15 protein-coding genes and 1 pseudogene are annotated in these 15,535 nt (G+C 69.9%); 9 read left to right on the forward strand and 7 right to left on the reverse strand.

Features of this window, described 5'->3' with window-relative positions:
• Positions 1-4: 4 nt before the first annotated feature.
• The 3 genes from AB0D53_RS28730 to AB0D53_RS28740 all read right to left on the reverse strand — a co-directional run bounded on the left by AB0D53_RS28730 (position 5) and on the right by AB0D53_RS28740 (position 3,343).
• Positions 5-1,033: an alpha/beta hydrolase family protein gene (locus AB0D53_RS28730; protein WP_362451810.1), complete on the reverse strand. Its 1,029-nt coding sequence runs from the start codon at positions 1,031-1,033 to the stop codon at positions 5-7.
• A 55-nt stretch (positions 1,034-1,088) separates the two neighbouring features.
• A complete protein-coding gene (locus AB0D53_RS28735) occupies positions 1,089-2,705 on the reverse strand; it encodes a phosphodiester glycosidase family protein (RefSeq protein WP_362451812.1) in 1,617 nt (538 codons plus the stop codon).
• A 164-nt stretch (positions 2,706-2,869) separates the two neighbouring features.
• Positions 2,870-3,343, reverse strand: a complete 474-nt coding sequence (locus AB0D53_RS28740; protein WP_362451815.1) for a helix-turn-helix domain-containing protein — start codon at positions 3,341-3,343, stop codon at positions 2,870-2,872.
• A gap of 6 nt (positions 3,344-3,349) precedes the next feature.
• Here AB0D53_RS28740 and AB0D53_RS28745 point away from each other — a divergent pair, with 6 nt between their 5' ends.
• On the forward strand, positions 3,350-3,580 hold the full coding sequence (locus AB0D53_RS28745; protein ID WP_362451818.1) for a hypothetical protein: 231 nt from the start codon (positions 3,350-3,352) through the stop codon (positions 3,578-3,580).
• 195 nt (positions 3,581-3,775) lie between these two features.
• Positions 3,776-4,750: an alpha/beta hydrolase gene (locus AB0D53_RS28750; RefSeq protein ID WP_362451821.1), complete on the forward strand. Its 975-nt coding sequence runs from the start codon at positions 3,776-3,778 to the stop codon at positions 4,748-4,750.
• A gap of 161 nt (positions 4,751-4,911) precedes the next feature.
• Here the strand turns inward: AB0D53_RS28750 and AB0D53_RS28755 are convergent, their stop codons facing one another.
• Positions 4,912-6,174, reverse strand: a complete 1,263-nt coding sequence (locus tag AB0D53_RS28755) for an NADH:flavin oxidoreductase/NADH oxidase family protein (RefSeq protein ID WP_362451824.1) — start codon at positions 6,172-6,174, stop codon at positions 4,912-4,914.
• 95 nt (positions 6,175-6,269) lie between these two features.
• Between AB0D53_RS28755 and AB0D53_RS28760 the strand changes: the two genes are divergently transcribed.
• Positions 6,270-6,887 carry a TetR/AcrR family transcriptional regulator gene (locus AB0D53_RS28760; protein WP_362451827.1) on the forward strand — a complete coding sequence of 206 codons (618 nt, stop codon included), beginning with the start codon at positions 6,270-6,272 and terminating at the stop codon, positions 6,885-6,887.
• Positions 6,888-7,001: 114 nt separating this feature from the next.
• Positions 7,002-8,921, forward strand: coding sequence for a cellulase family glycosylhydrolase (locus tag AB0D53_RS28765; RefSeq protein ID WP_362451831.1), 1,920 nt, complete (start codon positions 7,002-7,004; stop codon positions 8,919-8,921).
• Positions 8,922-9,114: 193 nt separating this feature from the next.
• Here the strand turns inward: AB0D53_RS28765 and AB0D53_RS28770 are convergent.
• The 3 genes and pseudogenes from AB0D53_RS28770 to AB0D53_RS28780 form a co-directional block, all read right to left on the reverse strand.
• Positions 9,115-9,267 (reverse strand): annotated as a pseudogene (locus AB0D53_RS28770) (IS630 family transposase); the annotation flags it as partial.
• A 73-nt stretch (positions 9,268-9,340) separates the two neighbouring features.
• Positions 9,341-10,321 carry a pyridoxal-phosphate dependent enzyme gene (locus AB0D53_RS28775; protein ID WP_362451833.1) on the reverse strand — a complete coding sequence of 327 codons (981 nt, stop codon included), beginning with the start codon at positions 10,319-10,321 and terminating at the stop codon, positions 9,341-9,343.
• A 400-nt stretch (positions 10,322-10,721) separates the two neighbouring features.
• Complete coding sequence (locus AB0D53_RS28780) at positions 10,722-11,999, reverse strand: hypothetical protein (RefSeq protein WP_362451836.1); 1,278 nt, start codon at positions 11,997-11,999, stop codon at positions 10,722-10,724.
• Positions 12,000-12,353: 354 nt separating this feature from the next.
• Between AB0D53_RS28780 and AB0D53_RS28785 the strand changes: the two genes are divergently transcribed.
• From AB0D53_RS28785 to AB0D53_RS28805, 5 genes are all read left to right on the forward strand, one after another.
• On the forward strand, positions 12,354-12,680 hold the full coding sequence (locus AB0D53_RS28785; protein WP_362451838.1) for a PadR family transcriptional regulator: 327 nt from the start codon (positions 12,354-12,356) through the stop codon (positions 12,678-12,680).
• Positions 12,677-13,033 (forward strand): DUF1048 domain-containing protein, encoded by a 357-nt coding sequence (locus AB0D53_RS28790; RefSeq protein WP_362451840.1) that lies wholly within the window; start codon positions 12,677-12,679, stop codon positions 13,031-13,033. Before AB0D53_RS28785 ends, AB0D53_RS28790 begins: the two co-directional genes overlap by 4 nt.
• A gap of 1 nt (position 13,034) precedes the next feature.
• Positions 13,035-13,361, forward strand: coding sequence for a DUF1048 domain-containing protein (locus AB0D53_RS28795; RefSeq protein ID WP_362451843.1), 327 nt, complete (start codon positions 13,035-13,037; stop codon positions 13,359-13,361).
• Positions 13,362-13,691: 330 nt separating this feature from the next.
• Positions 13,692-14,678, forward strand: coding sequence for an ATP-binding cassette domain-containing protein (locus tag AB0D53_RS28800; RefSeq protein WP_362451846.1), 987 nt, complete (start codon positions 13,692-13,694; stop codon positions 14,676-14,678).
• Positions 14,675-15,466: an ABC transporter permease gene (locus AB0D53_RS28805; RefSeq protein WP_362451848.1), complete on the forward strand. Its 792-nt coding sequence runs from the start codon at positions 14,675-14,677 to the stop codon at positions 15,464-15,466. Before AB0D53_RS28800 ends, AB0D53_RS28805 begins: the two co-directional genes overlap by 4 nt.
• Positions 15,467-15,535: the final 69 nt, after the last annotated feature.

The following is a 15,535-nucleotide window of genomic DNA, read 5'->3' on the forward strand; positions in this document are numbered from 1 at the left end:
CCGTTCAGCCGTGGATTCTCAGGGCCTGGAGGAGCATCGGTAGCGAGGAGTGCAGTTCACGCTGCCAGTAGGGCCAGCCGTGCGTCCCCGGTCCGTAGAAGTTGGTGGTTACATGCTTCGCGCCCTTGCGTTCGAGTTCGCGCGCGAGGGCTTGGTTCTGTCTGTTGAAGTCCGCCTCGAGCTCGCTCACCGTGCCCGGCGGGTCCAAGGGTCCGGTGGTGCCGTCGCCGCAGGACAGGTAGACGGGGATCGACGTGAGGCGCTTGGCAAGGTGGAAGGGGTCGTGGGCCGCCCAGACGTCACGTTGTGCGACCGGGTCGCCCCAGACCCTCAGCGGGTCGTTGCCCTGGCCCGCGAAGAACCCCATGATGCGGTTGGCCGACTCGTCGTCGAGCAGCGGGTGCACGGAACCGGAGTACGCCGCGGCCGCCCTGAACATCCCGGGGTGCCGGGCGGCGTACAGCAGGGCGCCCTGGCCCCCCATCGAGAGTCCCGCCACGACGCGGTTCCCGCTCGCCCCCCAGCCGTGTTCCAGGAGCAGGCGCAGTTCCCGGGTGTGGAAGGTCTCCCATGCCGGGTCACCGCCCTGTCCGTAGTTCCACCAGTCGCTGTACCAGCCGTTCCAGCCGGCCTCCGGCATGACCACGAGGACGTCGCGCAGGCTGTCGGTCCGAGCGATGTCGGTCCGAGCGGTCCATGAGGTGTAGTCGCCGCAGCAGCCGTGCAGCAGCCAGAGCGTCGGCCAGTGCCGGCTGCGGTCGCCCGGGTCCCAGCCATCGGGCGTGAGCAGGCGTACGTTCACCGTCCGGCCGCCGAGGGCCGGTGAGCGCACCGACAGGTCGACCTGTCGGTCGGCGACCCGGGTGACCGCGACGACCTCGGCGCCCCGGGCCGGGGCCCCGGACCTGTCCGCCTCCCGGGCAGGTGACAACGCCGAAGCGGTGGCGAGCGCGGGCGGGGTCGATGCGATGGCGAGCAGCAGCGCGGCAAGGAGGAGCAGGAGGCGGGATCGGCGGATCGGGACGGCGGTCATGGCGGCTCCCGGCGGTCGGTGGTCGATGGCTGTGGTGTTCTCGGACCGGGCCGGGTCAGCGCCGGTCCGGCAGGATCAGCAGTGCATCCCCGACAGGGCGTTCGCCGGCCGCGTCGGACGGGTTGTTGATCACTTCTCCGTCGACCACCGTCGTGGTCGACCCGCCGCCGTCGAGGTTGACCGCGTCGCGCAGGCCGAGTGCTCGGGCGACGGCGGCGCTCTCGGGGATGCTCAGTCCGAGCGCATCCGTGCTGCGTCCGTCGGCGGTGACGAACACGGTCCTGCCGGCGGCGTCCACCCCGGCCAGCGTGCGTGGGTTGCGCTTGTGCATCCAGCCGTAGTAAAAGCTCTCGTTGCCCGGCTGCACCATTCCGTCGGTGGCAGGCGTGATGTGCAGCCGCCCGTCGCGGACCAGTTCGGGGCCGCCGTTGACGATGTCGGTCGCCGGTGACGGGGAGACCGTGCGGCCGCTGCCGTCCCGCAACGTCCCCTCGATGCGCAGGGGTCGGCCGACCTGTGCGAGGGTGGCCAGCTCGGCGGCGCGTGTGCCCGTCGCCTGCACGGAGCTGCCGCCGGCGGGCAGCGGTCCGCCGCGTGGTGAGCGGAGTTCGAGGACCCGCCCGCAGGTGTCCAGTACGGCCTCCAGGCCGTCTCCCTGCGGCGTCCGCCGCCCGTAATCCGGTGTGAAGGCCACGAGTTCGTCGTGGTCGGTGCAGGTCACATCGTGCAGGGGCAGCCGTGTCGGAGTGTCGTCGGCGGTTCCGCCGCAGTTCCTGATCAAGCCCGGTACGCGGTCGATGCCGTCCAGGGGTCGCGATGCGTCCCTGCCGACGACCCGTCCCTTCCAGGTGAGCCGGACGACCTCGCTGTGCCGGCCGGAGTCACGCATCACCAGGCCGGGGCGCCCGTTCACCGGCTCGCTCAGCAGCCGGCCGTCGTAGACACCGACGCCGGCCGGATCGCCCGGTGCTCCGGAGCTCGGGTCGAGGACGAAGAACCCGCCGTTGACCGCCGCGGTCGCGCCGGCGGCGGCTGCCAGTTCGCTGGTCCTCTCACGGTTCTCCAGGTCGGAGCCGTACGACGCCGTGAGCTCGCCGCGGAAGCGGTGCGGGTCGATGGTGAGCACGTCGATCCGCCAGGGGCCGCGGTCCGCCGGGTTCCCGTCCCAGCCGGTGTACACGACGGACCCCGTGTACCCGGCTCCGCGCAGCCGGGTGCGCTCCGCCGTCCCGGTGGACTGCGAGTCGAACTGTCCGACCCGGACCCGCCATCCGAGTGTTCCGCCGGTGTAGTCGGCGACCGCCGGAGTCGTGACCTCCTCGACCCGGGCGTCGAAGCCGTCCTCCCGCAGGTCGCCGGCCAGCTCGTCGGCGCTCGCCCGGTCCTTCAGTGCCGTCGGCGGCGCATCGGGGTCCGGCGAGGTGGCACCGCCCGGGATGGAGAGCTCGACCGTCCACGCAAGCGCCGGGGCGTCGGCACCGCGCACGATCCGGGTGAGGGTGACACCGGGCTGCAACGTGCGCGTGCTGCGGGTCTCGGTCAGGCCGACGGCGCCCAGCGGCAGGGCACGCGTCGGCGCCGACCGCGGTTCGGAGGCGGCGGGCGCCGACAAGGTGCCCGCCACGGCGAAGAGGGCCAGCCCCGTACACGCACCGAGCAACTTGCTGTTCACGTAACCCCCTTGGAAAGATCGGCCCAGCAACGGTGCGTGCGGCAGCGGCCACCCGTCAAGACGTGTGCACTTCCCTCTCCGGGGCCGTCCGGCCGCCATCATGTGGCGATCGCAGGCGCACAGCACCCCCGCGACCGCTTCCGTTCCCGTGGGGCTTCGTCGTCTCAGGACCAGGCGGACGGGCCGTGTCCCGCCGTGCGCCACATGGTGAGGGCCAGGTGGACCTGGAGGGCGTGGTCGCCATGGCGCCACAGCGGGCCGAGCAGCGCCGAGATCCGGTCGATGCGCTGATAGAGCGTGTTGACATGGACGTAGAGGGCGGTGGCGGTTCGGCTCAGGTTGCCGTCGCAGGCGAAGTAGGTGAGCGCGGTGCGCACCAGTTCGCTGCCGCGGGTCTCGTCGTGCTCCACCAGCGCACCGATCGTGCGGCGGACGAAGCGGTCCAGTTCCTCGCGGCCCGCCGGGCCCAGGAGGATGCCGTGGATGCCGAGGTCGTCGCGGCAGGCGCCCTCGCCGACACGGTCGAGCGCGACCAGTACGTCCAGGCAGCGGGCGGCGTCACGGTGTGCCTCGGCGACGGCCGCGGCGCCGGGTGGCGTGCGGCGGGGGCCGCGTGCAAGCTGGTCGTCACCCTGCACGGCTGCATGAGCGACAACAAGTTCGTGGGTGACCGCTTCGCCCGTGAGTCCCGTCTCAACGAATACGCCGACACCAACGACCTGGTGATCCTCTATCCGCAGACCGACATCAGCCTGCTGCGGGGCAATCCTCAGGGTTGCTGGGACTGGTGGGGATACACGGGCAGCGACTACGCCCAGAAGTCGGGTCCCCAGATGCGTGCCGTCCTGAATGAGGTGCATGCGCTCGGCGGCTGACATGCACACCACGCCCGCGCCCGGTCGGCCGGGAGGGAGACCGGGCGCGGGTTGCACTTTGCGGGCGGGCCACGACGATGGAACGGAAGGCGTGTGACCAGGGGCGGGTCTTCACCCGGGGGCGGATCATCAGCCGCGGCCGGTGGGCCGCAGGAACAGGGCACCCCCGTGCCCGCTCGCGACATGGAGTGAAACATGACCCAGCTACCTCCGCCGATCACCCCGTATCTCGAACCCGCCGCGAAGGAACTGGCCGAGGCGACCGATCCGCACCCACGGATCTACGAGGTCCCGCCCGAGAAGGGGCGGGAGCTTCTTCTGGGTCTGCAGAGCGACCCGAGCGTGCCGCGGCCCGATGTCGACGAGGAGTGGGTCGAGGTGGACGCGGGCCGGTGGGGCACGGTCCGCACCCGTGTCATCCGGCCCCGGGGAGCCACCGGACCGCTGCCCGTGGTCTTCTTCATCCACGGTGCCGGGTGGGTCTTCGGCGACGACCGGACGCACGACCGCCTCTTCCGCGAGCTGGCCGTCGGCGCCGGGGCGGCCGGTGTCTTTCCCGTCTACGACCGCGCGCCGGAGGCGAAGTACCCCACTCAGGTGGAGCAGAACTACGCCGTCGGCCAGTGGGTCCTGGAACACGGCGCGGAGCACGGCCTAGACGCCTCCCGGGTGGCGGTGGCCGGCGAATCGGTCGGCGGCTGCATGTCGACGGTGTTCGCGCTCATGAACAAGGAGCGCGGTGGCCTCGGCCTCAAGGCGCAGGTCCTGCTCTACCCGGTGACCGACGCCGGCTTCGACACCCCGTCCTATGCCCAGTTCGCGGAGGGCCACTACCTCACCCGCGACGGCATGAAGTGGTTCTGGGACGCCTACACCACCGACCCTGCCCAGCGTGCCGAGGCGCATGCCTCCCCGCTCCGGGCCTCCCTGGAGCAGCTCCGGGGGCTGCCCACCACCCTCGTCATCACCGACGAGGCCGATGTCCTGCGTGACGAGGGCGAACAGTACGCCAACAGGCTCCGCGAGGCGGGGGTCGACGTCACCTCCGTCCGGGTCGCGGGCATGGTCCACGACTTCCTTCTCCTGGACAGCCTGCGAGACACCCGCGCCGCCAACGTGGCACGCAAGCTCGCCGTGGACGCCCTGAGGACGGCGCTGCACGACGGCTGAGACGACACCCGCATCCGGTCCGCACGCGCCCTCGCCCCGTGAACCCGTGGGCGGCCCGGGTCCGGCTCCCCTCCGTGCCCGGGGCGGGCCGGCTCGCCGCGTCCTCCCGGCCGGCCGGTGCCGTCACAGCGGTGAGACGGTCTGCCGGGAACGAACGCCGCTCACACCGGCCGGTCAACCGTCCCGGCCTCCTGCGACGCGGAAAGCCAGGCACGGTACCGACGCAGTGCCCGCTGGTCCTTTCGCCACTCGGAGAACAGGGCGTACGCCGGATGGGTGCCGGGCCTGGGGTCGCTTCCACGGGCGAGGCGGCGCATCTGATGGCGGACCTGGGCCATGCCGGCGGCCGAGGCGAGGGCCTTGTCGGACCAGCCGGCGCGCGGCATCTGCCGGTCGGCCTCGCGGTGGTTCCGCCAGCGGTCGGGCAGGTCCGGGGTGACGGCGAGAGCGGTGCCGATCCCGATGACCGCAACGCCAATGCCGAGGACCTTCCCGGCGGTGGCGCGCCGGGTGATTCCACCGGTGAGCATCAGCGGGAGGGAGCTGGTCCCGACCAGGTCCTTCGCCAGGTCCAGGAAGTAGGCCTCACGGGCCCGGGTACGGTCATCGGCGGGGCGGCCGGACATCGCGGGGCTCTCGTAGCTGCCGCCGGACAGTTCCACCAGGTCGACGCCGAGCGGTTCGAGCATCCCGATCACCTGCCGGGCGTCGTCGGCGTCGAACCCGCCGCGCTGGAAGTCGGCGGAGTTGAGTTTCACCGCGACCGCGAAGGACGGTGAGACGGCGGCCCGGACCGCGCGGACGACGTCCAGCAGCATCCGGGCCCGGTTCGCGAGCGAGCCGCCCCACTCGTCGGTGCGCTGGTTGACCAGGGGCGACAGGAACTGCGACAGCAGATATCCGTGCGCGGCATGGACCTCCACACCGTCGAACCCCGCCTCCTCGGCACGGCGGGCCGTGACGGCGAACCGGTGCACGGTGGCATGGATCTGCTCGGGGGACATGGCGACCGGGCGGCCGAAACGACTGCTGTGCCGTCCCAGGTCGACGCCGACGGCGGACGGGCCCCACACGACGCCGGGCATGCCGGCCCGGACCTGGCGGCCGGGGTGGTTGATCTGCATCCACATCGCAGCGCCGCCGGACTTGCCGGTCTCGGCCCACTCGGCGAACGGCTCCAGCGGCGCGGTGTCGTCGAGCACGACACCACCGGGGCCGGTCAGCGCCTCGGCGTGGACCATGACGTTGCCGGTGATCAGCAGCCCGGCGCCGCCGGTGGCCCAGCGCCGGTACAGCGTCAGCAGTTGCCGGTCGGGCAGCCGGCCGCCGCCGGCCATGCTCTCCTCCATGGCAGCCTTCGCGATCCGGTTGCCGAGTACCTGCCCGGAGCGCAGGGGCAGCGGCGAGAACAGCTCGCTGGTCATCCTGGTTCCCCTCTCCCATCTCCACCGATTACGATGTACGCACCGTTCACATTAAGTGGCAATGTAAGCACTGTAAACTTCAGGGAGTGTGACCTGTGTCGCAGGCCGGTGCGTACCACCACGGCGATCTGCGCGCCGCCTGCCTGCGCGCGGCGCGGGAGTTGCTGGAGGAGGACGGCAGCGCCGGGCTGTCGCTGCGTGCGGTCGCCCGACGGGCCGGTGTGTCGCCGACGGCCCCCTACCGTCACTTCGCGGACCGTGAGGCACTCGTGTCGGCGGTCGCCGCGGAGGGCTACGGCGAGCTGGCCGGGTGCCTGACCGCGGCGCACCCCTCGCCCACGACACCCGAGGATCTCGCCGCGGTCGCCGTCGCCTACGTCCGTTTCGCGCTCGACCACCCGGCGCTGTTCCGGGTGATGTTCGCCGAGCCCTGCGATCCGAACGACGAGGAACGGGTCGCCGCGACCACCCTCATCTCCGAATACGTCCGCGGCATCGTCCGCGGCGCCTTCCCCGGCGCCGATCCGGAGGCGCTGTGGACCACCGTGTGGGCGCTCGTCCACGGTCTGGCGTTCCTGCACCTCGACGGCAAGCTCGACGCCTCCACCCCCGAGGTGGTCGCCGCCCGGGTGAGCGCCGCCGTGCACGCCGCGTTCACCGTCTCCCCGGCGATGTCACGGACGGCGGCCGCACCGCCCGTGCCGGAGGGGTGACAGCCCGATCCGGGGCACAACGGGGCCTCGTCGCCGCCCGTCGAAGGGCGGCGGTCCCGCGGTTCGCGAACAGCGCCATCCCCCACACCCCTTGCCCTTCCTGCGGAGGACACAGTGAGACGAACCCTCTTTCCGGCACTGCTCTCCGGGGCGTTACTCCTCGGAGCGCTCGGAGCCGCCACGGCGACGGCCGCCACGAACGCGCCGCCTCCTACCCGGATACCGGCCGCGGACGACGCCATCGGCCCGGCCGACACGTGGACCGCTCCCCTGAGCACCCGTGGCCGGTACATCGTCGACGCCTCCGGCAACCGCTTCAAACTCAAGTCCGCGAACTGGCACGGCGCACAGGGGTCCTGGACCGGGTCCGGAGACATCGACGACCCCGCGAACCACCATGACGGCGAGAAGGCCGACCAGATGCCGCTCGGTCTGGATCGCACTCCGATCCGGACGATCCTCGCCGATTTCCACGCGCTGGGCATCAACAGCATCCGCCTGCCGTTCTCGAACGAGATGCTGCACGACCAGGCGCCGGTCCCCGACGCCTCGGTCGCCGCCAACCCACAGCTGCGGGGCAGGACTCCGCTCCAGGTCTTCGACGCCGTCATCGCCGCCACGACGGCGGAAGGCTTCGCGGTGATCCTCAACAACCACACCAACACCTCACGCTTCTGCTGTGGCCTGGACGGCAACGAGCGCTGGAACACCAGTCAGTCCACCGCACAGTGGGAGAGCGACTGGATCGCCCTCGCCCGCCGATACAAGGACAACGAGCGCGTCGTCGGAGCCGATCTCTACAACGAGGTCCGCCGTACCGTCACCGATGACGCCAATTGGAACCAGGGCGACGACCACGACTGGTGGGCCGCCTCCCAACACCTCGGTGACCGGCTCCTGGCCGAGGCCAACCCCGACCTGCTGGTGATCGTCGAAGGCATCAACTGGCAGGGCATCCCGCTCGACGGGTTCTCCCACTGGCGCCCCACGCTGGAGCCGGCGCGAACGGTGTCGCACACTCTGGTGGCCTCGAACAAGCTCGTGTACTCGGCGCACTTCTACGGTTACACGGGTCCGAACCACACGGGGGCGAGCGGCCTCGGCGAAACCCACGATCCGCGCTATCAAGAACTGTCCCGCGAAGACCTGTTCGCGACGCTGGACCGTCAGGCCTTCTTCGTCGCCGGCGAGACCGGACGTCACTTCACCGCCCCGGTATGGATCAGCGAGTTCGGCATCGGCAGTGACGAGACGGCCCCGCAGGCCCGCACGTGGTTCGGCAACTTCGTGGACTACCTGATCGACCGGGACGCCGACTTCGCCTACTGGCCGCTGGTCGGATGGACCGGGCACGGCACCTGGTCGATCCTGAACTACGACGCGCAGGGCCGCCGGTCGGGAATCCTCGGCTCCGGTGACTGGCGCACGGCCGACTGGAGCCGGCTCGTCGGCGCACCGCAGAAGAGCGGCCCGGTCCCCGCCTCCGATACATGGGACATGCTCGACCTCGATCACGCGGACGCGGTCCAGTCGCTGCGGACACGAGCGCGGGGAGACTGGGATCCGGGAGCCCGTAAGGGGGTGTGCCCCGACGGCCAGCGTCTCACCGGTCTGGCGCACAGCGGTGGCCGGGGGCTGTGCACCGACGCCGGAGCTGCCCCGACGGCCCCGGCCGGTGCGCTGCCCGCGGTGGTGCGCGACGAGCGCAACGTCCAGCAGGGCGACTGGGCCGGCGGCTACACCAAGTTCCAGTGCGGAGTGGACGAGTTCATGTCCGGGTACAGCGTGCGTGGGCAGCGGGTGTCGGCGGCCCTGTGCACTCCTGCGGGCCGCCCGCTCGGCATGAACGGTCGGACCGTCTGGTTCGACCGCGGGGACAGCCGGCCTGCCGGGGAGCCGGGCGGCGAGTTCGCCCTGGGCAACTACAAGGGCCAGTGCCGAACCGATGAGTACGTGGCGGGTGTCGCCTTCACCGCCGCCTGGGCCAAGGGGAGCACCCCGGACGCCCTTCTGTGCCGGAAGCTCGAGGGCTGAGGGCCCGTCCGTGTGATGCACGAGCGGCGCGCGTCCGCGCCGTGGCAGGGGTCATCTCTCCGAGGGCGTGACCCCGCCGATCGGGCGACCGACGGGAAACCTCGTTGCTCACGGACGCAGGGACCGGACCGCATGGTGCCCATGGCACCCACCACCTCGGTCTCGCTCGTGGCCGGGGGCCGAGGCTCGTGGCCGGGGCCTTGTGCCTGCCGCCGCGTTCGGCCCATTGCCGGCCGGGGTGGTGCTGGTGGCCGATCGGCCCGAACTCGGCCCGACAGAAGACGACTTCGGGTTCCCCTTCCTCGGGCATGACCTCGCCATCACCGATCGCGTCGAGGTGCTCGATTTCACCTGTCCTGGGGGGCATCGGGTGGTGCGTACGAGTGAGGAGGGTACGGCCGGTACTCTTCGCGCGCTCATCAAGACCAGTGGCCGGGAGCCGCGCCCACCCAGCGGTGGTAGGCGTCCACGTCGACGTTGCTGCCGCACACGATGGTGACCACGTGTCGGCCGGCGAAACGGTCACGGTCTTCGAGGATCGCCGCGATGCCGAGCGCGGCCGACGGTTCGACGACGAGGCCGGCGTGGTCGAGGAGCATCCGCATACCGGCGATGATCGACGCCTCCTGGACCAGGACGGCGTCGTCCGCGACCAGGAGGAGGTCGTCCAGGACGGCCGGGTCGGGACGCCGGCCGGCGACGCCGTCAGCGATGGTGTCGGTCGAGTCGGTGGTGACGACGCGCCGCCTGTGCCACGAGTGGGTCATCGCCGGTGCGCCCAGCGGCTGGACGCAGATCACCTCGGCCTCGGGCGCCAAGGTCTTCACCACATGACCTACGCCCGTGGCCAGCGCCCCGCCGCCAAGGGCGATCAGGACCGTGTCGAACGATGTCGCGGTGTCGACCAGTTCCAGGCCGATGGTCGCCGCTCCCTCGCAGGTCTCGATGTCCAGGCTGTCTTCGAGCAGCCGGATGCCGTCGCACCGCGCGATGGCCGCGGCACGCTCGCGCGCCATCTCGTGGTCGCCGTCCACCAGTTCCAACCTGGCGTCCAACGCGCGGATGCGATCAAGCTTGGCCGCAGTCGCGAAGCGGGATGCCACGACGGTGACGTCGAGCCCCCGGCCACGACCGGACCAGGCGAGGGCTTGGCCGAGGTTGCCCGCGCTGGCGCACACCACGGCTCGCGGGCCGATGTCGGCGAGCAGGCTCGCGACCACCTCGGCGCCTCGGGCCTTGAAGCTGCGGACGGGGTTCGCCGTTTCGAGTTTGATGCTCACCGTGCACCCGAGGCCGGGTTCCAACGCCTCGCAGCGGTACAGCGGTGTGTCGAGAAAAGCCGGGTCGATCACCCGGCGAGCCGCTCGGATCCGAGTCGTGTCGAGGCGTGTCTCCCGCATGACACAGCAGCGTAGGGCTGCTGGCGCTGTTTCGTAAGCAGCCGAAGCGGGAGCCGGTTGACGCATGATCGCTGGGCCAAGCATCTGTTCTCCGCCCGATTCGAGAGGACCACCACCCATGGGTACCGCCACCCTGGCCGCCTTCACCGAGCCGGACCGCCCCAAGGACCGGCTGATCCGATGCGTCTCGGTCGGCGGCTAACACGTGGATGTCACCGGCGCCGTCCAGGACGTCTCCGGGCCCGGCACGGCACCGATGGAGCTGGACCTTCTCTGCGCCAACGGTGCGAGTCGGCTGCGCCCGTCTCGATTCGGTGGCCTCACATTCCTCGCAGTCCTCGTGCACCCGCAGTCCTGGAGCCCGTTGCCGGAGGTCGCGCCCCGGGTGAGAGCAGTGAGCTCACTCGCCGGGTCCGACAAGTTCTCCGGTCAGGGTTCGGAGCACTTCAAGACTCGGTGCCACCTGGTCAATGTTTCGGGAGCTTCTGTCGCTGGCTCCCGCGAGACGACCCAGGCGTTCTTCCAGCTTCTTCACCGCACGGGACTGAGCCACGGCGTCGAAGCCCCCGATACCGAGCAGCAGTACGCCGGCGCCAACGGCGACAGACGTCGCGGGGAGCGACATCGGGGTTCCACGAAGTCTGCCCAGGGCCACAGACTTTCCTGCCAGACCTTTCGCAGTGGCGGATGCAGTTGTCGCGATTGCTCCTGACGCCCAGGACGGCACATTCACATGCTTCGAGGCGGGCCGGAACCGGGCACGGACGCTCTCGTCAAGCCGGCCGAGCCGACCATGGACGTCTTCGATCTCGGCACGGAGCTCGCCGGTGGACCGAGTGATGCGCTCGGCCAGGGTCCTGGCGACGTCAGGATTCTTCTTGTGATACTCGAAGGAGATCTCGGCGAGTCCGAACTGGACCGTAGCCGCGTAGCACTTCGCCATCAGATCGAGGTACAGCATCACCTCCTCCACCGCCCCCTCACCCACGCTCTTCTCCGTCTTGCGCGGGGACCTCCGCTCGGCGTTCTCCAACCTCGTGACCGCATCCTGGAGATGGCGAAGGCACTTGTGCCTCGCATCACCCAGGCTGTTCTTCATGACCGAGAACTCGCTCGCCCTGACGCCGCGCTTGCCGTGAGCACGTAGCCGCTCAACCAAGTCCTCGATCTGCTCGACGGCGTTCTCGACAGCACCGATCTGATCGGACTGCAGATACGCGTAGATCTCGTCCAGCCGCTGTCGCATGGCCTTGATGTCCCGGGCCATCTCAGCGGTCTGAGCCTGAGCCGCGATGGCACCCAGGACGGCCGCCCCACCTGACAGGGCGGCGGCACCCGTGGCGGGGCGGATACGCATCAGACGTGTCACTCGACCTCGGTCGTCACGGATGGCGCTCTGGATCCACCCCCCTCCCTCGGTGATCACCTTGCCGGCCCTCATCACCTCGCGGGAGGTCTGGTCGACTTCGACCAGACGGGCGGTCAGCCGCTGAGACTCGATGAAGGACCGGGTCGCCGGGTCCAGTGTCCGCACGAGGGCCGCCCATTCGCCGGAGGTGAGGTCGGTAACCCAGCGCCCCCAACGTGACGGCTTCGTCTCGGAGGGGACATCGATCACGACGGCTCGATCCTCCGACACACGGACGACGATCTCTTCCTGCCCATCCCTCGGCGTCACTTCGTGCAGCCCCCTCGCCTGGAATCGACATCCCGGCCGATTGTAGGTCCCGGGCCTCGGCATATCTCGGGCAGATGAAGCGGCGTCACCACCTCACGCTCCGCCGCATTCCGGCTGCTGCGAGTCGACCCGGTCGTCCTGAGGCCGGCCGACGCCGCCGACGGCGTACCTGGTGGCGCCGGGCCATGCCCCGGAGGGCTCGCAGGAGAGTGGGGACTGCGAGCGGCCGAGTCCCTTCCTTCATTCCACGATCCGGCCCGTGTTCATCGATCGCTGACATCCTCCACTACTCGGTGATACCGTGTACTGGTACTCGGTAGCACGTAGTACCGAGACGGTCGAGGAGGACTCGCGATGGACGACCTGACGGAAATGCTGAAGGGCACGCTCGAAGGGTGCGTGCTCGAAATCATCGGCAGCGAGGAAACCTACGGGTACGCCATCACCCGCCAGCTGAACGAGCTCGGCTTCGCCGATGTCATCGAGGGGACGGTGTACACCATCCTGCTGCGGCTGGAGAGGAACGGACTCGTCCAGGTGACGAAACGACCGTCCGGTGTCGGTCCGCCGCGCAAGTTCTACGCGCTCAACGACGCCGGCCGCGAGGAACTCGCGAAGTTCTGGGCGAAATGGCAGTACGTATCGTCACGCATCGACAGGCTCAAGGAGGGCGGGAGATGAACTTCTGGGAGACCATCACAGGCAGCGATCTCACCAGGGAATGGAAGACGTTCGAAGCCCGGGCCGAGGCCCTGCCGGACGATTACCGGGCGGCGTGGAAACAGATCAAAGTCCACCTCTTTCCCCATGGGGGCTTCACCGGCCGCAACCTGATGCCGATCCTCGACGCCGCCCTGGGGCTGCTCGAAGAAACAGCGGCGGACGGGCAGAGCGTCCACGAGGTGCTCGGCGACGACATCCGGGGCTTCTGCGCGGCGCTGGCCGGTGGAGAAGGGTCTCGAACCTACCGCGACCGTTGGCGCGAGCAGTTGAACAGGAACGTCGCAAGGAAACTGAGCCGGCTGGGAGGCTGACGTGGGCATCCAGGACATCATCGAGGGCAAGAAGCAGTGGCGGGCGCACATGGCCCGGGTCAAGGCACTCCCGCCGGACTACCGGATCGTCTACAAGGAGATTCAGAGGTACCTGTTCAAGGTCGGACCGGTCGACCTTCCCGACGGGCCCCTGCTCCCCGGGATCGTCGACTTCTTCGAGGAGGGCGCCGCCGCGGGAAAGGGGGTCCTGGAACTCATCGGCACGGACGTTGCCGCGTTCTGCGACGACCTGGTCAAGGACTCACGCACCTATGCGGACATCTACCAGGAGTCCCTCGGCCGGGAACCCGGAACAGCCGAGAAGTAACACCCGCCACCTCGTGCCAGTGGGCGTAGCCCGCAGGCACGGTTCGTTCGCCTCGGCGCAGCGCGAGCAGGCGCGGGCCGGCCGGCCACCCGAAGCCGCAGCCGGCCTTGCCCACCGAGGTGGTCGTGCTGGCCCCGCGGAGACCTGACTCGATCCTGCCGATGCCCCGGCGAGCAGGTCTCCGGCGCCGGGCCGCTCGACATCGTTTCCCCCTCTGGCCGACACGAATGACGTGCAGTCACAGACCGTCGCTCGATCCGGGTTCCGATGCAGGTTCCACTCCCCTGTGTCTTCAGACTTCGAAAGGAAGTCACCATGCCTCCATCTGCCATGCCCACGTCCAGTCAGAGTGCGGACCACCCGTCGCCGAACGCCGTCTCCGCGGTCGGGCTGCGCAAGTCGTACGGCGAGAAGCTCGTCCTCGACGGCATCGATCTGCACATCCCGGCCGGGTCCGTGTTCGCACTGCTCGGGCCCAACGGCGCCGGTAAGACCACTGCCGTGAAGATCCTGTCCACACTCATCGCCGCCGACGCCGGTGATCTGCACGTCGGCGGTCACGACCTGGCCGCCGACCCGCAGGCGGTCCGTACCGCGATCGGTGTCACCGGGCAGTTCTCCGCCGTCGACGGTCTGATCACCGGCGAGGAGAACATGCTCCTCATGGCGGACCTGCACCACCTGTCCAAGAGCGAGGGGCGGCGGGTCGCCGCCGAGCTGCTGGAACGCTTCGACCTCACCGAGGCCGCGAAGAAGCCCGCCTCCACCTACTCGGGCGGCATGAAGCGCCGCCTCGACCTCGCGATGACGCTGGTCGGCAGCCCGCGGATCATCTTCCTCGACGAGCCCACCACCGGCCTCGATCCCCGCTCCCGTCACAACATGTGGCAGATCATCCGCGAACTCGTCTCCGACGGCGTGACCGTCTTCCTCACCACCCAGCATCTGGAGGAGGCCGACGAACTCGCGGACCGCATCGCTGTGTTGAACAACGGCGGGATCGCCGCGGAGGGCACCGCCGAGGAACTCAAACGGCTCGTCCCGGGCGGGCACATCCGGCTCCGCTTCACCGAACCGGTCGCGTACCAGTCCGCCGCCGACGCCCTGAGCGGGGTCTCCCGGGACGACGAGGCACTTTCGCTGTCCATCCCCAGCGACGGCAGTCAGCGCGAATTGCGCTCCATTCTCGACCGGCTGGACTCGGCCGGCATCGAGGCGGACGAGCTGACCGTGCACACCCCCGACCTCGATGACGTGTTCTTCGCCCTGACCGGCTCCGGCGTGCCGAGCCAGAAGACCAAGGAGGATGTCCGATGAGCTCCCTCTCCCTCGCCGTACGCGACTCGTCGACGATGCTGCGCCGCAACCTCCTGCACGCGCGGCGCTACCCGTCGGGGACCCTGAACCTGCTGCTCACGCCGATCATGATGCTGCTGCTCTTCGTCTACATCTTCGGCGACGTGATGAGCGCGGGCATCGGTGGCGGCGCCGCCGACCGCTCCGAGTACATCGCCTACATCGTCCCGGGCCTGCTGCTGATGACCATCGGCAGCACCGTGATCGGGGCCGCCGTGTACGTCTCCATGGATATGACCGAGGGCCTCATCGCCCGTTTCCGCACGATGGCGGTCCACCGCCCTTCGGTGCTCGTCGGGCACGTCGTCGGCAGCGTGCTGCAATCCGTCATGAGCGTGGTCCTCGTCGGCGCCGTCGGCGTGGTCATCGGCTTCCGCTCCACGGATGCCACCGCCCTGGAGTGGCTGGCAGCATTCGGGCTCATCGTGCTCTTCGCCCTCGCGCTGACCTGGATCGCGGTCGGCATGGGCCTGGCCAGCCCGAACCCCGAGGCTGCCGGCAACATGGCCATGCCGCTGATCCTCCTCCCCCTCATCTCCAGCGCCTTCATTCCAGCTGACAGCATGCCCGGCTGGTTCCAGCCGATCGCCGAGTACCAGCCCTTCACCCCCGCCATCGAAACCCTCCGCGGCCTCCTCCTCGGCACCGGGATCGGCAACAACGGCTGGATCGCGATCGCCTGGTGCATCGGCCTGATCGCGCTCGGCCACCGCTGGTCGACGGCGCAGTTCAACCGCGACCCGAAGTAACCGGGACGACCTCGCCGGCCGCCTCCCGCAACTCCTCCCGCCCCGTCCGCGTGCAGATCCGCACCCGTA

The organism is Streptomyces sp. NPDC048295, assembly GCF_040652135.1.
Lineage (GTDB): Bacteria > Actinomycetota > Actinomycetes > Streptomycetales > Streptomycetaceae > Streptomyces.